The organism is Amycolatopsis sp. DG1A-15b (assembly GCF_030285645.1).
GTDB lineage: Bacteria > Actinomycetota > Actinomycetes > Mycobacteriales > Pseudonocardiaceae > Amycolatopsis.
This window is the reverse complement of sequence record NZ_CP127296.1, coordinates 2,764,619-2,787,910: the sequence shown is the minus strand read 5'-3', so window position 1 is coordinate 2,787,910 and position 23,292 is coordinate 2,764,619. Positions and strand designations below refer to the sequence as shown.

At 71.5% G+C, this 23,292-nt stretch carries 23 protein-coding genes; 9 read left to right on the top strand and 14 right to left on the bottom strand.

Going from position 1 to position 23,292, the window contains the following annotated elements:
* The first annotated feature begins 53 nt into the window (after positions 1-53).
* Together QRY02_RS12585 and QRY02_RS12580 are read left to right on the top strand one after the other, a co-directional pair.
* A complete protein-coding gene (locus QRY02_RS12585) occupies positions 54-3,176 on the top strand; it encodes a GH92 family glycosyl hydrolase (protein WP_285991713.1) in 3,123 nt (1,040 codons plus the stop codon).
* A complete protein-coding gene (locus tag QRY02_RS12580; protein WP_285991712.1) occupies positions 3,173-5,266 on the top strand; it encodes an FUSC family protein in 2,094 nt (697 codons plus the stop codon). The genes QRY02_RS12585 and QRY02_RS12580 overlap by 4 nt, the downstream gene beginning before the upstream one ends.
* Positions 5,267-5,332: 66 nt before the next feature.
* Here the strand turns inward: QRY02_RS12580 and QRY02_RS12575 are convergent, their stop codons facing one another.
* The 4 genes from QRY02_RS12575 to QRY02_RS12560 all read right to left on the bottom strand — a co-directional run bounded on the left by QRY02_RS12575 (position 5,333) and on the right by QRY02_RS12560 (position 7,821).
* Positions 5,333-5,962 carry a DUF4360 domain-containing protein gene (locus QRY02_RS12575; RefSeq protein WP_285991711.1) on the bottom strand — a complete coding sequence of 210 codons (630 nt, stop codon included), beginning with the start codon at positions 5,960-5,962 and terminating at the stop codon, positions 5,333-5,335.
* 244 nt (positions 5,963-6,206) lie between these two features.
* Positions 6,207-7,058 (bottom strand): TIGR03560 family F420-dependent LLM class oxidoreductase, encoded by an 852-nt coding sequence (locus tag QRY02_RS12570; RefSeq protein ID WP_285991710.1) that lies wholly within the window; start codon positions 7,056-7,058, stop codon positions 6,207-6,209.
* Positions 7,059-7,060: 2 nt separating this feature from the next.
* On the bottom strand, positions 7,061-7,426 hold the full coding sequence (locus QRY02_RS12565) for a VOC family protein (RefSeq protein WP_285991709.1): 366 nt from the start codon (positions 7,424-7,426) through the stop codon (positions 7,061-7,063).
* A complete protein-coding gene (locus QRY02_RS12560; protein ID WP_285991708.1) occupies positions 7,423-7,821 on the bottom strand; it encodes a nuclear transport factor 2 family protein in 399 nt (132 codons plus the stop codon). Before QRY02_RS12560 ends, QRY02_RS12565 begins: the two co-directional genes overlap by 4 nt.
* 94 nt (positions 7,822-7,915) lie before the next feature.
* Here QRY02_RS12560 and QRY02_RS12555 point away from each other — a divergent pair, with 94 nt between their 5' ends.
* From QRY02_RS12555 to QRY02_RS12545, 3 genes are all read left to right on the top strand, one after another.
* A complete protein-coding gene (locus tag QRY02_RS12555; RefSeq protein WP_285991707.1) occupies positions 7,916-8,347 on the top strand; it encodes a MarR family winged helix-turn-helix transcriptional regulator in 432 nt (143 codons plus the stop codon).
* Positions 8,348-8,496: 149 nt separating this feature from the next.
* Positions 8,497-9,483, top strand: coding sequence for a malate dehydrogenase (locus QRY02_RS12550; protein WP_086846689.1), 987 nt, complete (start codon positions 8,497-8,499; stop codon positions 9,481-9,483).
* Positions 9,484-9,606: 123 nt separating this feature from the next.
* Entirely contained in the window at positions 9,607-10,203 is a 597-nt protein-coding gene (locus tag QRY02_RS12545; RefSeq protein ID WP_285991706.1) for a ClpP family protease, read from the top strand.
* Between the two features lie 84 nt (positions 10,204-10,287).
* Here the strand turns inward: QRY02_RS12545 and QRY02_RS12540 are convergent, their stop codons facing one another.
* From QRY02_RS12540 to QRY02_RS12525, 4 genes are all read right to left on the bottom strand, one after another.
* Positions 10,288-12,342 (bottom strand): M3 family metallopeptidase, encoded by a 2,055-nt coding sequence (locus QRY02_RS12540; RefSeq protein WP_285991705.1) that lies wholly within the window; start codon positions 12,340-12,342, stop codon positions 10,288-10,290.
* A gap of 93 nt (positions 12,343-12,435) precedes the next feature.
* Positions 12,436-13,143: a histidine phosphatase family protein gene (locus QRY02_RS12535; protein ID WP_285991704.1), complete on the bottom strand. Its 708-nt coding sequence runs from the start codon at positions 13,141-13,143 to the stop codon at positions 12,436-12,438.
* A 50-nt stretch (positions 13,144-13,193) separates the two neighbouring features.
* Complete coding sequence (locus tag QRY02_RS12530; protein WP_285991703.1) at positions 13,194-14,036, bottom strand: undecaprenyl-diphosphate phosphatase; 843 nt, start codon at positions 14,034-14,036, stop codon at positions 13,194-13,196.
* Between the two features lies 1 nt (position 14,037).
* On the bottom strand, positions 14,038-15,075 hold the full coding sequence (locus QRY02_RS12525; protein ID WP_285991702.1) for an LLM class F420-dependent oxidoreductase: 1,038 nt from the start codon (positions 15,073-15,075) through the stop codon (positions 14,038-14,040).
* 86 nt (positions 15,076-15,161) lie between these two features.
* On the opposite strand from QRY02_RS12525, the gene QRY02_RS12520 reads away from it, so the two are divergent.
* The 3 genes from QRY02_RS12520 to QRY02_RS12510 all read left to right on the top strand — a co-directional run bounded on the left by QRY02_RS12520 (position 15,162) and on the right by QRY02_RS12510 (position 17,463).
* A complete protein-coding gene (locus QRY02_RS12520) occupies positions 15,162-16,130 on the top strand; it encodes an aldo/keto reductase (protein ID WP_285991701.1) in 969 nt (322 codons plus the stop codon).
* 98 nt (positions 16,131-16,228) lie between these two features.
* On the top strand, positions 16,229-17,242 hold the full coding sequence (locus QRY02_RS12515) for a YncE family protein (protein ID WP_285991700.1): 1,014 nt from the start codon (positions 16,229-16,231) through the stop codon (positions 17,240-17,242).
* On the top strand, positions 17,239-17,463 hold the full coding sequence (locus tag QRY02_RS12510; RefSeq protein WP_004561940.1) for a DUF5703 family protein: 225 nt from the start codon (positions 17,239-17,241) through the stop codon (positions 17,461-17,463). Before QRY02_RS12515 ends, QRY02_RS12510 begins: the two co-directional genes overlap by 4 nt.
* Before the next feature lie 9 nt (positions 17,464-17,472).
* Here the strand turns inward: QRY02_RS12510 and QRY02_RS12505 are convergent, their stop codons facing one another.
* From QRY02_RS12505 to QRY02_RS12495, 3 genes are read right to left on the bottom strand one after another with little or no spacing between them, the layout of a single operon-like run.
* Positions 17,473-18,201 (bottom strand): SRPBCC family protein, encoded by a 729-nt coding sequence (locus QRY02_RS12505; protein ID WP_285991699.1) that lies wholly within the window; start codon positions 18,199-18,201, stop codon positions 17,473-17,475.
* Position 18,202: 1 nt separating this feature from the next.
* A complete protein-coding gene (locus QRY02_RS12500; protein WP_285991698.1) occupies positions 18,203-18,790 on the bottom strand; it encodes an ArsR/SmtB family transcription factor in 588 nt (195 codons plus the stop codon).
* 31 nt (positions 18,791-18,821) lie between these two features.
* Entirely contained in the window at positions 18,822-19,199 is a 378-nt protein-coding gene (locus QRY02_RS12495) for a MerR family transcriptional regulator (RefSeq protein WP_285991697.1), read from the bottom strand.
* A gap of 28 nt (positions 19,200-19,227) precedes the next feature.
* Here QRY02_RS12495 and QRY02_RS12490 point away from each other — a divergent pair, with 28 nt between their 5' ends.
* A complete protein-coding gene (locus QRY02_RS12490; RefSeq protein ID WP_285991696.1) occupies positions 19,228-19,917 on the top strand; it encodes a methyltransferase domain-containing protein in 690 nt (229 codons plus the stop codon).
* Between the two features lie 4 nt (positions 19,918-19,921).
* Here the strand turns inward: QRY02_RS12490 and QRY02_RS12485 are convergent, their stop codons facing one another.
* From QRY02_RS12485 to QRY02_RS12475, 3 genes are all read right to left on the bottom strand, one after another.
* Positions 19,922-20,803: an alpha/beta fold hydrolase gene (locus QRY02_RS12485; protein ID WP_285991695.1), complete on the bottom strand. Its 882-nt coding sequence runs from the start codon at positions 20,801-20,803 to the stop codon at positions 19,922-19,924.
* Positions 20,803-22,125 carry a M20/M25/M40 family metallo-hydrolase gene (locus QRY02_RS12480; protein ID WP_285991694.1) on the bottom strand — a complete coding sequence of 441 codons (1,323 nt, stop codon included), beginning with the start codon at positions 22,123-22,125 and terminating at the stop codon, positions 20,803-20,805. Before QRY02_RS12480 ends, QRY02_RS12485 begins: the two co-directional genes overlap by 1 nt.
* Before the next feature lie 95 nt (positions 22,126-22,220).
* On the bottom strand, positions 22,221-23,249 hold the full coding sequence (locus QRY02_RS12475; protein ID WP_285991693.1) for a L,D-transpeptidase family protein: 1,029 nt from the start codon (positions 23,247-23,249) through the stop codon (positions 22,221-22,223).
* Between the last annotated feature and the right edge of the window lie 43 nt (positions 23,250-23,292).

The following is a 23,292-nucleotide window of genomic DNA, read 5'->3' as shown; positions in this document are numbered from 1 at the left end:
GGGCAGCAGTGTTTCAGCACGCTGCGCCGTTCGGCGGCGGTTACGGTGGGCGCATGTCCGACGCCGTGTTCTTCTCCTCCTTCGAAACCGGTGACCCGCAGCCGGCGGATTCCGGCCTGCACGTCGGCGGCGGCCCGGACCGCTCCCCCACGGCCAAGACCGGCGTCGGCTTCACCGGCCTGTGTGCCCTGCGCTACTCCGCCCGGCCCCGCGCCGTCCTGTTCGAACTCGACGTGCCCGTCACCGGGCGCACCGAGCTGTCCTATGTGGTCTTCCCGGTCGCCGACGGCGAGATCCCCGCCTACCACGCCACCCGCGTCAGCCTCGACGTCGAGTTCGCCGACGGCACCTCCGCCGGGTTCGACCCGGTGGACGACAAGACGCTGTGGGTGGACCAGTGGAACCTCGTCCGCCGCCAGCTGGGGGCGTTCGCCGGGCGCCGGATCAGCCGGATCGTGCTGCGCACCGACGCGCCCGAAGAAGTCACCGGCTGGCTCGACGACGTCCGCGTCGCCGAACGCCCCGAGCCGCCGCGCGACCCGGTCGACTGCGTCCGCACCACCCGCGGCACCCACTCCAGCGGCGAGTTCTCCCGGGGCAACAACGTCCCGGCCACCGCCGTGCCGCACGGGTTCAACTTCTGGACCCCGGTCACCGACGCCGGCGTCACCAACTGGCTCTACTCCTACCACCGCCACAACGACGAGCAGAACCGGCCCGCGCTGCAGGCGTTCGCGCTGTCCCACCAGCCGAGCCCGTGGATGGGCGACCGGCACACCTTCCACGTCATGCCCGGCACCGGCCCGGTCGAGCGCGACCGCCGCAAGCGCGCCCTGGCCTTCACCCACGACGACGAGACCGACTCGCCGCACCACTACGGCGTCCGGTTCGCCAACGGGATGACCGCCGACCTCGCGCCCGCGATGCACGCGGCGATCATGCGGTTCACCTTCCCCGACAAGCACGGCTGGCTGCTGTTCGACAACGTCCGCAACCGCGGCCGTCTCCGCCTGAACCCCGACACCGGCGTGATCACCGGGTACACCCGGGTCCGCAGCCGGCTGTCGGCCGGGGCGCGCCGGATGTTCGTCTACGCCGTGACCGACGCCCCGGCCACCCGCGGCGCCAAGATCCGCTTCCCGCCGTGGCGGCGGGTCTCGGGCTACTTCGAGTTCGACGGCCCCGACGTCACGATGCGGATCGCGACGTCGCTGATCAGCCTCGCCCAGGCCAAGCGCAACCTGGAGCTGGAGATCCCGGCCGGGACGACGTTCGAGCAGGTCCGCGAGCAGGCCCGGCGGCGGTGGCAGGAGGAGCTCGGCCGCGTCGAGGTCGAAGGCGCCACCGAAGACCAGCGGACCACGCTGTACTCGAACCTCTACCGGCTGTTCCTGTACCCGAACGTGGCGCACGAGAACACGCCCACGGGGATCCGCCACGCCAGCCCGGTCGTGCGCCGGTGGTGGCCGAGCACCCGGCGGCGGACCGGCGCGAAGGTCGTCGACGGCGAAATGTACGTCAACAACGGCTTCTGGGACACCTACCGCACCACCTGGCCCGCCTACGCGCTGCTCACGCCGGAACGCTGCGGCCGGATGATCGACGGGTTCGTCCAGCAGTACCGCGAAGGCGGCTGGATCGCCCGCTGGTCCTCCCCCGGCTACGCGGACCTGATGACCGGCACCAGCTCCGACGTCGCCTTCGCCGACGCCTACCTCAAGGGCGTCCGTGACTTCGACGTCGAGGCCGCCTTCGACGCCGGGCTGAAGAACGCCACCGTCAGCCCGCCGCGCCGCGCGATCGGCCGCAAGGGCCTCGACGAGTCGATCTTCCTCCACTACACCCCGGTATCGGTCCACGAAGGACTGTCCTGGGCGCTGGAAGGCTGCATCAACGACTTCGGCCTGGCCCACCTCGCCGAGGCACTGTCCCGGGAAAGCGACGGACCGCGAGCCCGGACGTACGCCGACTACGCCGCCTACTTCCGCGAACGCGCGAAGCACTACGTCCACCACTTCGACCCGGCGATCGGCTTCTTCCAGGGCCGCCACCGCGACGGCCGCCGCAAGTTCGCCCCCGAAGGCTACGACCCGGCCGCCTGGGGCGGCGACTTCGTCGAAACCAACGCCTGGAACACCGCCTTCACCGCACCGCACGACGGCCCCGGCCTCGCCGCCCTCCACGGCGGCACCGAAGCCCTCGAAGCGAAGCTGGACACCTTCTTCGCCACCCCCGAGACCGGCCGCCGTCCCGGCGCGTACGGCGGCCTCATCCACGAGATGACCGAGGCCCGCGACGTCCGGATGGGCCAGTACGGCCACTCCAACCAGCCCTCGCACCACATCCCCTACGTCTACAACCACGCCGGGGCGCCCGCGAAGACCCAAGCCGTCGTCCGGGAGGTGCTGCGGCGGCTCTACCTCGGCAGCGACATCGGCCAGGGCTACCCCGGCGACGAAGACAACGGCGAGATGTCCGCCTGGTACGTCTTCAGCGCCCTCGGCTTCTACCCCCTCGCCGTCGGCAGCCCCCGCTACGCCATCGGTTCGCCGCTGTTCGAGAAGGCGACCGTCCACCTGGGCGAGGGCAAGAAGCTGGTCGTCCACGCACCCGGCAACACCGGCGACACCGTCTACGTCCGCGGCCTCACGGTCGACGGCCAACCGCACGAGAGCACCTCGATCGGCCACGCCACCCTCGCCGGCGGCGCCGAACTGGTCTTCGACCTGGCGACCGAACCCACCGGCTGGGGCGCCCCGCCGCCACCCGCCGAGCACCCGGCGCCCGCCACCGACCTGACCGGCACCGCGACCAGCTCCGACGGCACCAAGATCGGCGCGCTCTTCGACGACACCACCCGCACCCAGGTCACCTTCCGCAGCGCCACCCCGGCGATCGAGTTCACCGTCACCGGCGAGCCCCGCGAAGTCACCATGTACACGCTGACCTCCGGGGATCGCCGCGGCGACGCGAGCGCGTGGGTGCTGGAAGGCTCCGACGACGGCGTCGCATGGACCACCCTCGACGAACGCGACGGCGAGCTCTTCCGCTGGCGCCGCCAGACCCGCCCCTTCGTCCTCGCCACCCCGGCCGCGCACGCCCGTTACCGGCTGCGGATCACCGCCACCCGCGGCCGCCGCGCCACCCTCGCCCAGTGGGAGCTCCTCGCCCGATGAACCACCTCCGCACCGCCGCCCTCGACCGGCTCGTGGCGGCCGACCCCGGCCTGGTCCGGTTGCGGCTGGCCGGCTCCGCCGTGCTCGGCATCGTGATCGCCGTGGCCGCGCTGCTGCCCGCGCACGTCCCGCTCACCGTCACCCTCGTCGGCGCCATCGCCGCGATGATGACGGCGTTCACCGTCAACGACCCCACCCCGGGCGGCCAGGCCGTCACCCTCGTACTGGCCTTCCTCACCGGGGCCGCGTCGATCACCGTCGCCAGCCTCGGCTCGGCCCTGCCACCGGCCGACAGCGTCGTGTTCGTCCTGCTGATCTTCGTCGCCGTCTACGCCCAGCGCTTCGGCGCCCGCGGCACCGCGCTCGGCTCGATCGCCTTCTTCCTGTTCTTCTTCCCCATGTTCCTGCAGGCCCACGTCACCCAGGTGCCGCAGCTGCTGATGGCACTCGGCGTCGGTGTCCTCGCCAACGCCGTCGTCCGGTTCGTCCTGCTGCGGCACAACGCCGCAGCCGAGTTCCTGCGCGTGCGCCGCGCCTTCCGCGCCCGCCTCGGCGCCGTCGTCCGCGCCACCGAGGCCTACCTCGCCGTCAACGGCAGTGAGCGCACCCGCAAGCAACTGCGCAGCTCGATCAGCCGGCTCCACGAGTGCGTGCTGCTCATCGAGGACGCCGCCCCCGACGTCGTCGACGCCCGCGCCGCCGACGTGCTGCGCCGCCGCGCCATCGAAGTCGAGCTCGCCGTCGGCTGGCTGGCCATCACCGTCCAGCGCACCTGCTCCGACGAACTCACCACCGAGGTCCGCGACGACCTCATCGCCCGGCTCGCCCGCTTCCGCGCCCTCATGGAACGCGACCCGCGGGAACTGCCACTGATCAGCCAGACCGGCGAATACAGCCGGATGCTCGTCGAAGGCAGCCGCATCGACGAACACGCCGCCCCCGGCGACGGCGTCCGCAAGGCACTGGCCGAGCTCGCGCTGGCCGACGACCGTGCCCAGCGGGCCGCCGCCCCGGAGACCACCCCGGACCCGCTCGCCCCTGACGTGGACGACACTGCCGAGCCGGCACCGAAGTTCGCCTACGACAACCGGACCCGCAGCGCCATCCAGGCCGTCGTCGGCGGCGGGCTCGCCGTGCTCGGCGGCGAACTCGTCTCCCACCAGCGCTGGTACTGGGCCGTGCTCACCGTCTTCGTCGTGTTCATCGGCGCCTCCAGCGCCGGCGCCACCTTCGTCAAGGGCGTCCGCCGCCTCGGCGGCACCCTGATCGGCATCGTCGGCGGCGTCCTGCTGGCCTCGCTGGTCGGCGGCAACACCACGGCCACCCTCGGCCTCATCCTCGTGTGCGTGTTCGGGATGGTCTACACCGCCCGGGTCTCCCAGGTGGTGATGGCCTTCTTCGTCACCAGCATGCTCGGCCTGCTCTACAGCCTGCTCGGCACGTTCAGCCTCGAAGTGCTCTGGATCCGCGTCGCCGAGACCGCCGTCGGCGCCGCCGCCGGCATCCTCGCCGCGGTCGTCATCGTCCCGGTCCGCACCCGCTCGGTCATGCTCGACGACATCGCCGCGGTGCTCGACGACCTCGAAGAGTTCCTCGAGCACACCCGCGGCCTCCTCGCCGGCGAGGAGAACGTCAACATCATCGAACTCTCCCGCGACCTCGACCGCAGCGTCGAACAGGTCCGCACCACCATCGAACCGCTGACCCACCCGGTGAACCTCCGCAGCGCCCGCCGCGACTACGGCTGGCACGTGCTGACCACCCTGGAAACCATCGCCTTCCGGGCCCGCCACGTCGCCGCACGCGCCCAGCCCGGCCAGCTCACCGGCTCCGACGCCGACCGGCTCCGGCAGTTCACCGGACGGCTGCTGGCCAACATCGACGTCCTCCGCACAGCGCTGAACGCCCCGGGTGGCCCCACACCCGGCACGCTCGTGCGCGACGACGGCACCCCCGTCTCCGACCGCGTCGAAGCGGCCGAAACCCGGGCCGTCCTCTCCAGCCTCAGCCACCTCGACGAGGCCCTCGTCTCCCTCGGCCGCGTCTTCGGCGTCGAAGCCACCGATCCCCGGGCCCCGGCGAAGCCCTGACCGGCCGGGGCGGCGCAGCTTTCGGCGCCGCGCCGCCCCTCTCCACCTCCGGTCACCCGGAGCCGATCACGGGCAGGTCAGCCACGCGAAGTGGTAGGTGGTGGTGATGCTGCCGTCGGTCGAGTCCATCGTGACGTAGCTCGTCGTCTTCTTCGGATCCGACGTCCCGGCCGCGGCCCGCAATTCCGTGTTGATGTTCAGGTTGCGTTCCTCACCACACGGCTTGAACGCGATCGCGCCCACCTCCGTGGAATCGGTGAAATGCCAGTCGTCCTCGAAAGGCCCAGTCAGCGGGTGCTGAACGTACGCCGTCGGAGAATTTCCCTGGAAATAGTAGTTCGCTCTTTCCAGGCCGGTCGAACCACGTTCCAAGTGCGCGAATCCGCGGTAGTCGGCCTGCGCGATTCCGTAGGTGAACCCCTGCGGCACGTGCACCCGCAGGCCGATCTGGCAGTTCTTCCGGGCGTCCAGCGGCCCGGCGCCGACCCCGACCAACGCCGTGTAGGCGCTGTAGGTCACGGTGAACGCCGTATTGTCCTGCGAGACGGCGACCGCCGACGTGCCGGTCGGACAGCCGGTGCCGATGGCGTTGACGACATCGATGACGATTTTGTCGGGCGGCGGAGGGTTGTTCCACGAATGCGGGGCGACCACTGAGGACAGCGCCATTACGGCAGCAACGACCGCAGACAGCATCGGAATCCTTCCCAATACATTCAAATTGGGGACGGGGGCCGACCCATGGTAGCGAAAGGATCATGGAAGCAAACCCCGCTGAACGGAGCAACGCTGCGCACCTCGTCCCACCAAGCGACATTGCTCACGTTTCGACAATTTTCGTAAAGCCCATTCCGGCGGACGCGAATAAATGCTCGGAGAAAACGATTTCGCGCCCCCGCTCCCCCGGCGACCGCCCACGATCACCCGCGTGACGTCCGGCTCAGCCGATCAACGCCGCCACTCGCCCCAGCGTCTCGACCCCCGCCACCGGCCACGGACCGGCCGTGATCACCACCGCGTGATCGATGCCCCACCCGCCGAACTCCTCACAGCGCCGCGCGAACGACTCCGCCGCCTCACCGGGGGCCAGCCGGGTGCTGATCGTCTTCTCGATCTCCCCGTAGGGCCGCCCCGCCTCTTCGCAGTGCCGCGCCAGGACGGCGAGCTTGTGGCGCACCGTCCGCCCCCCGTCCGGGACGTCGAAGACGTTGCACGCGTCGGCGTACTGCGCGACCAGCCGCAACGTCCGCCGTTCACCCGCCCCGCCGACGAGGATCCGCGGCCGCCGCACCGGCCGCGGACTCCCGATCGGACGCTCGAGCCGGTAGTGCTCACCCTCGAACGGCGACTCGTCGCCCGCCCACATCCGCAGCGCCAGCCGCACGGTCTCCTCCACCCGCGCAAACCGCTCGCCCACCGGCGGGAACGGCAGCCCCATCGCCCGCGCCTCGCCGTCGTGGTGCCCGGCACCGATGCCGAACCGCGCCCGCCCGCCGGACAGGACGTCCAGCGTGGTGACGGCCTTGACCAGCAGCGCCGGCGGCCGGAACGTCACCGCCGAAACCATCGTGCCCAGCCCGATCCGGGCGGTCCGGCCGGCGAGGAAACCCAGCGTCGTGTAGGCCTCGAGCATGGCCGAGTCCGCGCTGCTGTGCGGGTCGGCCTGCAGGAGGTGATCGGCCACCCACAGCGTGTCCAGCCCGGCGTCCTCGGCCGCCACCGCGACAGCGGCCAGCTCGTCGGTCAGCTTGTCCGGCCACGAGAAGTCCGTGACCCCGATGCTCAAGCGCACGGCTACCCCCTCGTCAGCAGTTCCATGTTGTGGCCGTCGGGATCCTCGAAGTAGATCCCGCGACCGCCGTTGAGGCCGTTGACCTCACCGGGCCGTTCGTGGAACGGGTCCGCCCAGTACGCGACACCGGCCGCTTCGATCCGCGCCAGCGCGGCGTCGAAGTCGTCGTCGCCGACCAGGAACGCGTAGTGCTGGCTCGTCACGTGATCCACCCGCAGGTAGTCCAGGGTCACGCCGTTCGCGAGCCGGACGGGCACGAACGGCCCGGCGACCGGCCCGGCCTCCAGGCCCAGGATCCCGGCCAGGAACTCCGCCGACTTCCCGCGGTCGGTGACACACACGATCGTGTGGTTCAGCTCGACGCTCATCGCCGGTCACCACCGGGGGTGAACGGCACGCCGATCGGGCTCAGGTGGATACCCGCCAGCCGCCAGCGGTCATCCGCGTGGACCAGCACGTGCGTGGCGCGGAAGCGCCCGTTCACCGGGTTCCCCTGGTGCGTCGCCACCTGCTCGTGCACGCCGATCGCGATCGCGGTGCCACCGAACTCGCGGACCTCGACCTCGGTCCACCCCAGCTTCTCCGTGACCAGCCCGCCGCCCGCGTAGCGCGCCAGCCACTGGTCGCGGTCCAGCACGAACCCCAGCGGACCGACCAGGCGGAAACCGTCGGTGACCAACTCGGCCAGCACCTCGGTGTCGCCGCGTTCCTCCGCCGCGGCCCACACCCGGCCGAACTCGCGGACCTGCTCTTCGACGCTCATCGCGTTCCCCTTCCGTTCGATGCCTCAACGTTAGAAGTCTAATCATTCGATGTCAAACGCTTAGACTTCTCGGCATCTGCGTTAGAGTTCCGCCGTGCCCAAACCCACCACCGCCCCCATCGGCGTCGTCCTCGCCCGCACCGCCAAAACCGCCGCCCGCGCCTTCGACCAAGCCCTCGCCGCCGCCGGCGGCTCCCAGCCCATCTGGCAGATCCTCATCTCCCTCAAAACCACCCCCGCCGCCAACCAACGCGAACTCGCCGACGCCGTCGGCATCCAAGGCGCCACCCTCACCCACCACCTCAACGGCATGGAAGACGCCGGCCTCGTCACCCGCCGCCGCGACCCCGCCAACCGCCGCGTCCACCTCGTCGAACTCACCGACGACGGCGAAAAGCTCTTCCACCACCTCGCCACCGCCGCCATCACCCACGACCAGCGCATGCGCCAAGGCCTCACCGACACCGAGATCGCCCAGCTCGCCGACCTCCTCCACCGCCTCGCCGCCAACGTCACCGACAACTGAAAAGCGAGCTGTGACAACCGGGGTTTCGCCGCCCGGAGCCCCCGGAAAAGCGATCCTCACAACAGTGACTGGACGCACCCGACCGGCGACGCCCAGGAGGGATAGGCTCCACAGCACTAGCCAAAGTCGTCTCAAGCTGGAGAACCGCAATGACCCAAGCCCCAGTCAACGTGACCGTCACCGGCGCCGCCGGCCAGATCGGCTACGCGCTGCTCTTCCGCATCGCGTCCGGTCAGCTCCTCGGCCAGGACGTCCCGGTGAAGCTGCGGCTCCTCGAGATCCCGCAGGCGGTCAAGGCGGCCGAGGGCACCGCGATGGAGCTCGAAGACGGCGCGTTCCCCCTCCTCGCCGGCACCGACATCTTCGACGACCCCAAGCAGGCCTTCGAAGGCACCAACATCGCCCTCCTCGTCGGCGCCCGCCCCCGCAGCAAGGGCATGGAGCGCGGCGACCTCCTCGAAGCCAACGGCGGCATCTTCAAGCCCCAGGGCGAAGCCATCAACGCCGGCGCCGCCGACGACATCAAGGTCCTCGTCGTCGGCAACCCCGCCAACACCAACGCCCTCATCGCCCGCTCGCACGCCCCCGACGTGCCCGCCGACCGCTTCACCGCGATGACCCGCCTCGACCACAACCGCGCCCTCGCCCAGCTCGCCAAGAAGCTCGGCGTCCCGGTGACCGAACTCAAGAAGGTCGCCATCTGGGGCAACCACTCCGCCACCCAGTACCCCTCGGTCCAGCACGCCGAATTCGGCGGCAAGAGCATCGCCGACGCCGTCGACCAGGCCTGGCTGGAGAGCGACTTCATCCCCACCGTCGCCAAGCGCGGCGCGGCGATCATCGAAGCCCGCGGGCTCTCCTCCGCCGCCTCGGCCGCTTCCGCCGCCATCGACCACGTCTACACCTGGGTCAACGGCACCCCGGCCGGCGACTGGACCTCCGCCGCCGTCGCCTCCGACGGCTCCTACGGCGTCCCCGAAGGCCTCATCTCGTCCTTCCCGGTCACCGCCGAGAACGGCCAGTACAAGATCGTCCAGGGCCTCGAGATCGACGACTTCTCCCGCGCGCGCATCGACGCCTCCGTCGCGGAACTCGTCGAGGAACGCGACACCGTGCAGAAGCTCGGCCTCATCTGAGCCACCCACGCACCGGGGGCCGCCGTCCACTCCGGACGGCGGCCCCTTTCGCGTCCGGCGAACACCGCACGCTCACAGCGAAACCGGGCCCCCGGACCGGATCTTGCGCCCTACCGTCGGCCCATGACCCTTCTCGCCGTACCCGACATGCAGGCACCCACCACGTCACCCGACGACACGGTCTACCAGCAGCTCCTGCGCGACCGCATCGTCTTCCTCGGCTCCGAGGTCAACGACGAGGTGGCCAACCGGATCGTCGCGCAGCTGCTCCTGCTCGCCGCCGACGACCCGGCGAAGGACATCACCTTCTACATCAACTCACCCGGCGGCTCGGTCACCGCGGGCATGGCCATCTACGACACCATGCAGCTCGTCAAACCCGACGTCGCCACGTACGGCCTCGGGTTCGTCGCCTCCATGGGCCAGTTCCTGCTCTCCTCCGGCACTCCCGGGAAGCGCTACCTGCTGCCCAACACCCGCATCGTCATGCACCAGCCCTCGGCCGGCATCGGCGGGGCTGCCACCGACATCGCCATCCAGGCCGAGGTGTTCGGCAGGATGAAGCGCCGGATCGCGGAGATCACGGCGCGGCAGACCGGCCAAACCGTCGAGCGCATCACCGCGGACGCCGACCGCGACCGCTGGTTCGCCGCCGATGAAGCCCTCTCGTACGGCTTCGTCGACCACATCGTCACAGGCGCGCGAGCCGTCACAGCCTGACCTGCGTCCTTGGCTTTTCTTTTTCGGATACGGCGGGGTTGATTTTCAACCAGCCCCGCCGTATAGGCCGTTATACAGTTGAGATCAGACTCCGCTGAGACCTCGGCGGGCCAGCAGCGGCTCGATCTCCGGGTCGCGGCCCCGGAAGGCGCGGAACGCGTCCATGGGGTCGATGCTGCCGCCCCGGCCGAGGAGGGTGCGGCGGAAGTGGTCGCCGTTCTCGCGGGTCAGTCCCCCGTTTTCGCGGAACCACTGGACGGTGTCGGCGTCGAGGACTTCGCTCCAGATGTAGGAGTAGTACCCGGCGCTGTAGCCGCCGCTGAAGATGTGGGCGAAGTAGGTCGTGCGGTAGCGCGGCGGGATCGCGTCGACGGCCACGCCGGCCTTCACGAGGGCTTCCGCCTCGAACCGCTGCACCTCCCCCACCCGGTCGTCGACGCCGAGGCCGTGCCAGGCCTGGTCGAGCAGGGACGCCGCCAGGTACTCGGTGGTGGAGAACCCTTCGCCGTACTGCTGGGCGGCGAGCAGCTTGTCCACCTGTTCCTGCGGCAGCGCCTCCCCCGTCTCGTGGTGCTTCGCGTAGTGGGCCAGGACTTCCGGCCACAGCATCCACATCTCGTTGACCTGGGAGGGGTATTCGACGAAGTCGCGGGGCACGTTGGTGCCGGAGAACGTCGGGTAGCGGACCGCGGAGACCAGCGCGTGGAGGGCGTGCCCGAACTCGTGGAACGCGGTGACGACCTCGTCGAAGGTGAGCAGGGTCGGCTCCCCCGCCGGCGGCTTGTTCACGTTGAGGACGTTGACCACGACCGTCTTGCGGCCGAGCAGTTCGGACTGGTCGACGAAGGTGTTCATCCAGGCGCCGCCGCGCTTGGCGTCGCGGGTGTACAGGTCGAGCAGGTACAGGCCGAGCGGGGTGCCGTCGGCGTCGAAGACCTCGAAGGTCCGGACTTCCGGGTGGTACTTCGGCAGGTCGTCCCGCTCGGTGAAGGTCAGGCCGTACAGCTTGGTGGCGGCGTGGAAGACGCCGCCGAGGTACACGCGGTCGGCCTCGAAGTACGGGCGCAGGGCCTCGGTGTCGACCTCGAAGCGCTCGCGGCGGACCTGGGCGGCGTAGAACGGCCAGTCCGACGGCCGCAGCTTCGCGCCCGGCACGTCGGCTTCCAGCAGCTGCTGGAGTTCGGCGGCTTCGGCGCGGGCGTTCGCGACGGCCGCGGGTGCCAGCCGCTCCAGCAGCCCCGCGGCGGCTTCGGCGGTCTTCGCCGTCTCGTCCGCGATGACGTACGCGGCGTGGTTCGGGTAGCCGAGCAACACCGCCCGTTCCGCGCGCAGGCGGACGATCTCGGCCACGACGGCGTTGTTGTCGAAAGAGTTGCCGCGGTTGCCCCGCGCCATCGACGCGGTGTGGATGCGCTCGCGGACGTCGCGGTCGCGCAGGGTCTCCAGCGGTGAGGCCTGGCTGGTCGGCAGGCTCAGCGTGAGCACGTACTTGCCGTCCTCGCCGCGCGCGGACGCCGCTTCCGCCGCGGTGGCGATCGCGCCTTCGCCGAAGCCGTCGAGCTCGGCGCGGTCGGCGATGACGACGGCCAGCTCGTTGGTGTCCTTCAGCAGGTTCTGCTGGAACTTCGTCTGCAGGGTGGAGAGCTGCTCGTTGAGCTCGCGCAGCCGGGCCTGCTCGGCCGGGCCGAGGCCGGCCCCGGCCCGGCTGAAGTCGGTGTGCCGCCGTTCCAGCAGCCGCAGCGACTCTTCGTCGAGGCCGAGCTCGTCGCGGCGGGTGTGCAGCGCGTCGATCCGGGCGAACAGCTGCGGGTTCAGGTGGATCGCGTCGTGGTGGGCGGCCAGCTTCGGCGCGAACTCCGCCTGGATGGCCTGGATCTCGTCGGTGCTGTTGGAGCCGGACAGGTTGTAGAACACGCTCGCCACGCGGCCCAGCAGCTCGCCGGCGCGCTCGAGGGCCACGATGGTGTTCTCGAACGTCGGCTCGGCGTCCTGCGCCGCGATCTGCTCGATCTCCGCCGCGTGCTCGGCCAGCCCGGCCTCGAACGCGGGCCGGTAGTGCTCGTCGGAGATCCGGTCGAAGGGCGGCAGGGCGTAGGGCAGCTCGCTGGGTGCGGCGAACGGATTGTCCGGCGAAATCATCGGGGCAGGCTCCTGGTCGGGGACAACACTCGGTCCCGCCACCCTACGGGGTCGACCTGTGTGGATGTCAGCGCTTTCCGGAGGTGGCCGGGGTCACCGGCCCGTGGTACCGCCCACCACGGCGTCGCTGCTCGGCCCGGCTTTCTTGCCCCGCTTCGGCTTGGGTGCCGGCGGCACGATGCCGCGCAGGTCGCCGCTGTGGTCGTTGACCCGCATCACGAACGGCCGCGTCTCGGTGTAGCGCACGACCGAGATGGACGCGGGGTCGACGACGATCCGCTGGAAGGCGTCGAGGTGCTGGCCGAGCGCGTCGGCCAGGATGGCCTTGATGACGTCACCGTGGCTGCACAGCAGCCAGACCGCGTGGTCGCCGTGCTCGGCGGCGATCCGCCGGTCGTGGGCGCGGACGGCGGCCACCGACCGCGCCTGCATCTGGGCCAGGCCCTCGCCGCCGGGGAACACCGCCGCGGAGGCGTGCGCCTGCACGACCCGCCAGAGCGGCTCCTTCGCGAGGTGCTTGAGCTCCTTGCCGGTCCAGTCGCCGTAGTCCACTTCGGACAGCCCGGGCTCGACGGTCTTCGCGAGGTCCCGGGCGGCCGCGAGCGGGCCGACCGTCTGCTTGCACCGCAGCAGGGGCGACACGACGAGCCCGGCCAGCGGGACCCCGTCGAGGCGTTCGACGAGCTTCTCCGCCTGGGCACGGCCGGTGTCGTCGAGGTTGACCTTCGGGGACCGCCCGGCCAGGATGCCGGCGCCGTTGGCCGTGGACTTGCCGTGCCGGAGCAGAATGACCGTACTCACGGGACCCACCCTACGTGGGGACCGATCATGCGGTCCCCACGCGGGCGGCCTCAGTGCCCGACGGGCCCGGCGTTCGGGTCCAGGACACCGGTGAAGATCAGCACGTACAGCAGCACCCCGAGCACCAGCCGGTAGACCACGAACGGCACGAAGCTGCGCTTCTTGATGTAGGCCATCAGCCAGGCGATCACGACGTACCCGACGCCGAAGGCGACCAGCGTGGCCAGGATGGTCGGGCCCCACTGGGCCGGCACGTCGCCCGAGCCGATGTCCTTGAGCTTGTACACCCCGGAGCCGAACACCGCCGGCAGTGCCAGCAGGAACGAGTACTCCGCCGCCTCCGCCCGGGTGTAGCCGAGCAGCAGGCCCGCGCTCGTGGTGCCGCCCGAGCGGGACACGCCGGGGATCAGGGCCAACGCCTGCGCGAAGCCGAAGCCCAGGCCGTGCGGCACGGTGAGGTCGTCCAGCGTGCGGTCCTGCTTGCCGATCCGGTCGGCGATCAGCAGGATCACGCCGAACACGATGAGCACGGTCGCGGTGATCCGCAGGTCGCGGAACGCGCTGTCGATCTGATCCTGCAGCAGCAGCCCGAGCACCACGATCGGCAGCGAGCCGACGATGATCAGCCAGCCCAGCCGGGCGTCCGGGTCGCGGCGCCACTCCGCCTTGTACAGCGAAAAGAACCAGGCCCGCAGGATCTTCCCGATCTTCGGCCCGAAGTAGATGATCACCGCCAGCTCGGTGCCGATCTGGGTGACCGCGGTGAACGCCGCGCCCGGGTCGTCCCAGCCCGCCAGCGCCGCGACGATCCGCAGGTGCGCGCTCGAGGAGATCGGCAGGAACTCCGTCAGGCCCTGGACCAGGCCCAGGACGAGTGCTTCGAACCAGCCCACGTCAGGCCACCCCCGCCAGCTCGAGCGCCTCGACGGCGGTGCGCAGGGCCCCGGCCGGCTCCGGCGTGTAGGGCGACACCGACAGGGTCGTCACGCCGGCTTCGGCGTATTCCGTCATCTTTTCCGCGATCCGTTCCTTCGGACCCAGCAGCGACGTCGCGTCGAGGAACTCCGGCGGCACCGCCGCCATCGCCCCGGCCCGGTCGCCGGCCAGGTACTTCTCCTGCACTTCGGCGGCCTCGGCCGCGAATCCCATCCGGCACGCCAGCCGGTTGTAGAAGTTCTTCTCCTTGCTCCCCATCCCGCCGAGGTACAGCGCCGCGTAGCCGCGCACGGCGTCCGCGCAGGTCCGCCAGTCGTCGCCGGGCACCAGCGGCACGGACGGCACGACGTCGAAGCCGTCCAGGGTGCGCCCGGCCCGCTCGGCGCCGGCGCGGACGTGGGCCAGCTGCTCCCCCGCGTGTGCCGGCGAGAAGAACACCGGCAGCCAGCCGTCGGCGATCTCCCCGGCCAGCTCCAGGTTCTTCGGGCCGATCGCGGCCAGGTAGAGCGGGATGTGCTTGCGGGCCGGGCGGACGGTCAGCCGCAGCGCCTTCCCGGGCCCGTCCGGCAGCGGCAGCGTGAAGTGCTCGCCCTCGAACTTCAGGCGCTCACGGCGCAACGCCGTCCGCACGATCCCGGCGTACTCGCGCGTGCGGCCCACCGGCGCGGTGAAGCGCACGCCGTGCCAGCCCTCGGACACCTGCGGGCCGGACACGCCGAGGCCGAGCCGGAACCGGCCGCCCGAGAGCGTGTCGAGGGTCGCGGCGGTCATCGCCGTCATCGCCGGCGTGCGGGCCGGGATCTGCAGGACCGCGGCACCGACGTCGATCCGCGCCGTCTGCGCCGCGATCCACGTGAGCACGGTCACCGCGTCCGAGCCGTAGGCCTCCGCGGCCCACACGACCGCGTAGCCGAGCTCGTCCGCCTGTTTGGCCAGGGCCAGGTTCGCGGGGTCGTTCCCCGCTCCCCAGTAGCCGAGATTCAGTCCGAGTCGCACGGGGCCAGACCCTAACGGGGGCCATGATCGCGACACGACTCACCTTGGTCTCCTCCGGACGGGGCAGCCCACTAGGCTCGGCGGTCGTGGAAAAGCGACTGCTCGGCCGCTCGGGACTGCGCGTCTCCCGTATGGCGCTCGGCACCATGACCTGGGGTGGCGACACGGACGCGGAGGAGGCGGCCAGCCAGCTGGTCGCCTTCGTCGACGCCGGCGGCACCCTGGTGGACACGGCCGACATCTACGGCGAGGGCGAGAGCGAGCGGGTGCTCGGCTCGCTGCTCGGCGACCTCGTGCCCCGCGACGACGTCGTGCTGGCGACGAAGGCCGTGGCCCGGCGCGACGACGGCCCGTTCGGCGGCGGTGCCTCGCGCGGCGCACTGCTCACCGCGCTCGACGGCTCGCTCAAGCGGCTCGGCACCGACCACATCGACCTGTGGCAGCTGCACGCCTGGGACGACTGCGTGCCGCTCGCCGAGACGCTCTCCGCCCTCGAGTACGCCGTGACCAGCGGAAAGGTCCGCTACGTCGGCGTCTCCAACTACGCCGGCTGGCAGCTGGCCACCGCCGCCGCGGGCGCCTCCGCCGTCGCTCCCCTCGTCTCCACCCAGGTCGAGTACTCACTGCTGGAACGCGGCGTCGACCGCGAGGTCGTGCCCGCGGCCGCCCACCACGGCATCGGGCTGCTGCCCTGGGCGCCACTGGGCCGCGGCGTCCTGACCGGCAAATACCGCACCGGCACGCCCGCCGACTCGCGCGGCGCGAACAGCGCCTACGCCGGCTACGTCGAGCACCACCGCACCGACCGCGCCGCCCGGATCGTGCAGGCGGTCGCGACCGCCGCCGACGGGCTCGGCACGTCACCGCTGGCCGTCGCCCTGGCCTGGGTCCGCGACCGGCCGGGCGTCGTCGCCCCGGTCGTCGGCGCGCGCGACACCGGCCAGCTCACCGGCTCGCTGACGGCGGAGGACATCACCCTCCCGCCCGCCATCCGGTCCGCGCTCGACGACGTCAGCGCGATCGAGGTCGGCTACCCCGAACGCTGGCCGCGATGAGCGCCAGGTGTCTGTTCGGTGACACGCACGTGACGGCACGGGGATCAAGGAGCATGCTGGTGAAGACCGCCCGCCGAGGGACCCCTGGAGGCAGCAACGTGCGTCGGTTCGCCGCCGTGTCGTGGATCGTGCTCCCGCTCGCCGGTGCCCTCGTGCTCTCGGGCTGTTCGTCGGCCAAGTCGACCTCCGACGATCTGCAGATCGTGGCGAACCCCGTCGCCGCGGGCCCGGCCGCCTCCCCCGCCGTGACCGTGAAACCCGCCGGTCAGGTGCTCGACGCCGGCTCGGTGTCGGCCGTCGCCGTGGATCCGAAGACGGCGACCCTCGTCGTTGCGGTGTCTTCTCCCCCGGCTTTGCGGCTGTACGACCTGAACGTCCTCGCGTCTCCCCCGGTGAATATGCCGTTATACGGCAAGGTGTCGCGGCTGACGGTGGCGCCGGGGCGGGTCGAGATCGCCGAACCGGATCAGGGTGTGGTGCAGCAGCTGACGTTGCCGGACCGCAGGCTGACCGAGACGAAGACGGGCGGGCAGCCGGCGTCGAGCCTCGCGTTCGGAGCGGATCGGCTGGTCGCGATGGGGGCGGGCAAGGACATCCGGGTGCTGCCGCCGGCGGGTCCGGCGCGGACGATCGGCGGGCAGCTCTACAGCGCCGACGACGTGGTCGACACCGGGAACGGCGTGGTGGTGCTGGACCGGCTGCGGACGGCGGTGTTTTCGGTCGACGTCGCGGCCGGGAAGGTCGGCGAGGGCCTGCGGGCGGGCGACGGCGCCGCGAACGCCGTGGCGGATTCCTACGGGCGGGTGCTGGTGACCGACGCGCGGGCGGGGGCGCTGCTGGCGTTCTCGGCGGGTCCGCTGATCCTGAAGCAGCGGTACCCGGTGCCCGGCGGCGCGTACGGGATCGCCTACGACGCCACGCGCAACCTGGCGTGGGTGACGCTCACCGAACGGAACGAAGTGGCCGGGTTCGACGTCCGCGGCGGCGAGCCCGTGGAGAAGTACCGGTTCCCCACCGTGCGCCAGCCGGACTCGGTCGGGGTGGACGAGAAGAGCGGCCGGGTGATCATCGGCTCGGCCGCCGGAGAAGGGACCCAGGTGATCCAGCCATGACAGCGGTCAGCGAGGCGGTGGTCGAAGGGGATTGGGAGTATCGCCGCCTGCACCTCCCCCCGGGCGTGTCCCGGCGTGCGGCGGCGATCCAGCTCTCCATCCACGCGGAGTTCGCGGGCTGGGAACTGCGGACCGTACGGCTTTACGCCGACGGGACGCGCCGGGTCTGGCTGCGCCGCAAGAAGACGGCCCAGAGCCTGCCCGGCGCTCTGCCGACCTGATCTGCCGACCTAACCGGACACCCGGTTCAGCCAGTCACCCCAGGCCTTCTCCTCGACGTCCGCGTCGGCGCCGGGAGTGAACAAGTGGTGGCAGGCGACCAGCACGCCCTGGATGCCGCGCACGAACCGGAACATCGCGTCCGCCGTTCGCACGCCCACCGTCTGGTCGTTCGCCGCGTAGACCACGCCCTCCTGGCCGATCCGGACCCGGTCGCCCGTCGCCGGGCGCGCCGGCAGGCCCAGCGCCGCACCGAGCCGCGTCCACGCCTCGTCCCAGTCCCCCACCGGCGGGCCGAAGGCCGTGACCGGCGTCGCGGTCCGGCCCGCGAAGTGCGTTACGTACTCCACCAGCGTGCGGAAGAACAGCTCGCCGCCCGCGGTCATCGCCTCGAACTCGTCCTCCCAGTCGTCGCCCGGCAGGAAGCCGCTCGTGACGCACCGGAGCACCGTGCTGCCGCCGTCGCGGCCCTCGATGAGGAACTCGTACGCGATCCGCCGTCCGTCCGGCGCGGTCTCGCTGCCGTAGGCGAGCTTCTCCGCCGGGTCCCACTCGCGGATCCGGAATTCGGGCCGGTAGGCACCGAAAGCGCCGCGGATCGTGCCGCCGGTGCCGCCCTCGACCTCGTTGCGGCCCATGAACCACGAGTCGATGCCCGGCCCGGTCGCGATGGCCTCCCACACCTGCTCCGGAGTCGCCCCGACTTCAGCGGCGTCGGTCAGTTCGAACTCGTACCCCATCTCAGGACTCCTCCGGGACACTCGGGTGCACGGCGAGGACCACCCGGTGGCGGCGGCCCTTCTCGGCCGTCTCGTCGTGGTACTTGCCCACCAGCGTCGTGACGGCGGTCGTGAGCTCCTCGGCGAACGCGGCCCGGTCGGCGGCGGAGGCGAACCGCACCTCGCCGTCAAGGGCGAAGGTCGCGACGCGCTGCTGGGCTTTGGCCGCGCCGGTGATCAGCAGGCCGACGTCGCGCACCAGCCGGCCGGCGACGGCGAGCAGCCACCGCGCGGAGAGCCGGTCGGGCGAGCGGGCCGGGTCCGGCTGGACCGCGGCCAGCGCCGTCGGCGAGATGACGTAGGAGGCCGCCGTCGCCCGCATCATCCGCTCGGTGACGTTGCCCTTGCGGCGCTCCTCGACCAGCTCCACCAAGCCGTGCTTCTCCAGCGCCCGCAGGTGGTAGTTGACCTTCTGGCGCGGCAGGCCGACGCGGGTGGAGAGCATCGTCGCCGACGCCGGTTCGGCCAATTCGGCCAGCAGCCGGGCCCGGACCGGGTCCAGCGACACCTCGGCCGCCGCCGCGTCTTCGATCACCGCCACGGGAAACATGCGCCCAGCATCCAGCCGAACACAGAAGTTGTCAAGAACGATGGAGCTGTCGGTCCAGCAGGCCCTGGAAGTGCGGGCACGTCATGAGGTCGTCGTGCGGGCAGTCGCCCTCCAGGAGCTCGAGCGCGGCCTGCGCCCGGGCGATCCGGGCCCGCAGCCGCTCGCGCTGGCGGGCCGCCATCGCCGCCCGGTCCGGCGCGGACCGGGCGGTCAGCATCGTCCGGATGTCCGCGAGTTCGAACCCGGCTTCCTTCGCGACCAGAATGGCGGCCACCCGGCGCAGGTCGGCATCGGTGTAGCGGCGCCGCGGACCCACGCGGGCCGGGGTCAGCAGCCCTTCCGCTTCCCAGTAGCGCAACACGTGAGCGGGCAACCCGAACCGGGCCGCCACTTCGCCGATTGACTTCATCCCGGCATTAAGTCGCAGGATGGGCCGCATGTCCACGTTGCTCACGCTCCTTGACGCCCTCGACGACCGCCCGCAAGCCGTCGAACTGCGGGAACGCACCTATTCGGCCCTCGGCGAAGCCGTGCTCGACGTCGGCTGCGGCAGCGGCCGGGCCGTCGGCGAGCTCGCCGCCCGCGGGGTGCGGGCCATCGGCGTCGACGCCGACCCGGCCATGATCGAGACGGCCGCCGCCCGCTGGCCCGCCGGCGAGTTCCACGTCGCCGACGCCACCGCCCTGCCCCTCGGCGACGGCTCGGTCACCGGCTACCGCGCCGACAAGGTCCTGCACGTCGTGGCCGAACCCGCGCTCGCCGTCGCCGAGGCCCGGCGCGTCCTGGCCCCGGGCGGCCGCGCGGTGCTCACCGGCCAGGACTGGGACACCATCGTCATCGACTCCGACGATCCCGGACGCACCCGCGAGATCGTCCACACCCGCGCGGACGGCATGCCCCACCCCCGGATCGCCCGGCGGTACCGGAACCTCCTGCTGGACAACGGGTTCACCGACGTCACCGTCGAGGTCCACGCGCTGATGTGGACCGACGCCGCGGCCCTGCCGGTGCTCGCCAACCTCGGTGGCGACGGGACGTGGCTGGCCGAGCAGGCCACCCGGGCCCGCGACGACCGGCTGTTCGTCGCCGTGCCGATCTTCCTCGCCGCCGGCACCCGCGCCGGCTGAGAGCTCAGCTCCGGTGGCTCGCGTTGACCAGCGCGACGACCCGCGGCAGCACCTGGGCCGCGGCCTCCAGCGGCACCACGTGCCCCACACCGGGCAGCACGACGGCGGTGCCGTTGCCGAGGCCGCGGACCAGGTGCTCCACGTCGGACGCGCGCACGATCCGGTCCCGCTCCCCCACGATCGCCGTCACCGGCAGGCCCCCGACCTGCGCCAACGCGGCGTCGCGGGCGTAGGCGTCCATGGCCGGGCGGAACAGGGACACGGTGTGGGGCCAGTTGCCGCGGATCATCTTCACGGTCAGTTCGACCAGGTCCGGGTCCGGGTCGTCGCCGAACAGCCACCAGCGCAGCCCCGCGCTGACCGCCCGGCTGGTGTGCTCCCGCACGACGCCGAACAGCTTGGAGCCGAGCACCGCCTCGAGGTCGCGGGCGAGCTTCCCCAGCGCGTTCGGCCAGGCCGCCGACGCCTCCGCGGCGAGGGTGCCCGACGACGTCGCCAGCAGCACCAGCCCCGACACCCGCGCGGCGAACAGCTCGGCGTGCCGCTGTGACAGCGACATGATGGCCAGGCCGCCCATGTCGTGACCGACCAGCACGACCCGGCCCTCGGGCACCTCCCGCGCCAGCAGCTCGGCGAGGTCGTCTCCGAGCTGGGCCATGGTCGCGGTCCCGCGCCGCGCCCGCCCCGAGCCGCCGTGGCCGCGCTGGTCGTAGGTCAGCACGGCCACCGGCCCGACGGCGGCGTCCGGCACCAGCGGCGCGATCCGGCCCCAGCTGCGCTGGTCGAGCGCGTAGCCGTGGACGAACACCACGGTCACCGGCGCGGCCGGGTCGCCCCTGCGGATCACCTGCAGGGGCGTGCCGTCGGCGAGCGCGAACCCGGTCATCAGGACGTGCGCAGGAACCGGTCCAGCACGCGGGTGCCGAACTTCAGCGCCTCGACCGGGACCCGCTCGTCGACGCCGTGGAAGAGCGCCGAGAAGTCGAGGTCCGCGGGCAGCTTGAGCGGCGCGAAGCCGAAGTTGCGGATGCCCAGCTCCTGGAACGACTTCGCGTCGGTGCCACCGGAAAGCATGTACGGCAGCGTCTTCGCGCCCGGGTCCTCGGCCAGGACCGCGGCGGTCATCGCGTCGACGAGCGCGCCGTCGAAGGTCGTCTCGACCGGCGGGAGCTCCATCCACTCCTTCTCGATGTCCGGGCCGAGCAGCTCGTCGAGCTCGCGGTCGAAGGCCTCCAGGCGGCCCGGCAGGATCCGGCAGTCGACCGCCGCCTCGGCGACCGACGGGATGACGTTCGACTTGTAGCCGGCGGTGAGCATGGTCGGATTGGCGGTGTCGCGCAGGGTCGCGCCGATCATCCGGGAGATGTTGCCCAGCTTGGCGACCGAGCCTTCGAGGTCGTCCTCGGGGAAGTCCCAGCCGGTGATCTCGGTGACGCCGGCGAGGAACTCCTTCACCGAGTCGGTGAGCACGAGCGGGAAGCGGTGGTTGCCGAGCTTCGCGACGGCCTCGGCCAGCTTCGTCACGGCGTTGTCGCGGTGGATCATCGAACCGTGCCCGGCGGTGCCGCGCACGCGCAGCTTCATCCAGCGGATGCCCTTCTCCGCCGTCTCGATGAGGTAGGCGCGCACGTCGTCCTTGAGCGTGATGGAGAAGCCGCCGACCTCGCTGATCGCCTCGGTGACGCCCTCGAAGAGGTCGGGGCGGTTTTCGACCAGCCACTGGGCGCCGTACTTGCCCCCGGCCTCCTCGTCGGCCAGGAAGGCGAAGACCAGGTCCCGCGGCGGCACGACGTTGTGCAGCTTGTAGTGCCGGGCCAGCGCGAGCGCCATGCCGCACATGTCCTTCATGTCGACCGCGCCGCGCCCCCACACGTAGTCGTCCTGGATCGCGCCGGAGAAGGGGTGGACCGACCACTCCGACGGATCGGCGGGCACGGCGTCGAGGTGACCGTGGATCAGCAGGGCGCCCCGCTCGCGATCGGCGCCTTCGAGCCGGACGATCACGTTGTGCCGGTTCTTCCCACCCGACTCGACGTAGGTGATCTCGTAGCCGGCGTCGGTCAGCTTCTCCGCCACGTACTCCGCCGCCGCCCGCTCGCCGACCAGCGTGTCGGGATCGCCGGTGTTGGTCGTGTCGATGCGGATGAGCTCGCTGGTCAGCGTGACGGCCTCGGCCGCGGCGGCTTCGATCAGGTTCGGTTCGGTCACCGGCCATTCCTATCACCCGGATGGCCGGGTGCGCTGGCTGCGCGCCTGCTGGGACCCCTCGCAGGCCCCGGCGGCGACACCCTCCGGGCCGGCCGTCAAGGCGCCACGTCCACCTGGTCGCCCTTCTGCAGGTTGTCGAAGAAGAGTTTGGCGGCGCCGGCCGACAGGTGCACGCAACCGTGGGACTCATGGGTCAGGCTCCCGGCGTGGAAGCCCAGCAACGGGCCGAAGTGCACGTAGTTCGGCATCGGGGCCGGCTTGCCGGTCTTCGGGTCCTTGTAGCTGTGGCTGACGTGGTCGGCGTCCTTGTCGATGACCTTGAACGTTCCCTGCGGTGTGGGGTTGCTCTTGCGTCCACCGAGCGCGGGGACGTCGGTCTGCACCGTCCCGCCCGGTTTGATCAGCCAGGCCCGTCTGCCGGAGATCGAGAAGCACGCCCTCGCGTTCTTGCTGCACTTGGCGGGCAGCGGCGTCGGAGTCCGTTTCTTGGCGGGGGCCTTCTTCTTGGCAGGTTCGCGTTGCACGAACATCGTGCCGGCTCGGCCGTCCGGCAGGGTCTGCACCGACGCGACCGGGATGTCTTGGACGGCGCCGGGAGTCAGTTCCAGCACGTCGGCGTCCTCGTCGTCCGCCGTGCAGCCGCAGTCGAGAGGACCCGGCGGCGGGGACGGCGGGACGACGTTGCCCGCGTCGAGGGCGGTCCGGGTCCGCGGTCCGACGATGCCGTCGGCGGAGATGCCCCGGCCGGCCTGGAATGCCACTACCGCGGCGCGGGTCTTCGGGCCGAAGATGCCGTCCTCGGCCAGCGGTAGCCGGGTTCCGGCACGGTTGAGCTTCGCCTGCGCTTCGGCCACGGACGGCCCGACACTGCCCTGCCTGAGCAGCGGCTGCGGCGGGGACTCCTCGACGCCGGCCCCGTCCCGACGTTGCACCGAGGTGGCCGCCGGGTGCAGCAGCGCCGCGACGGTGGCGTTACCGGCGGACTGCTGCATGGTCAGCAGGGCCGCCGGGGTTGCCGGCGCGGACCGGGTTCCCTCACCCCGGACGCCCACGGTGTCGTGTTCGGACCGGGGGACTGTGCCCCCGGGCCGCTCCGGGTGCCGATCGGTGTCGAACTCGACCATCGGGGATCTCCTCCCACGCTGCGCGCTGGTCACCGAGCAGCAT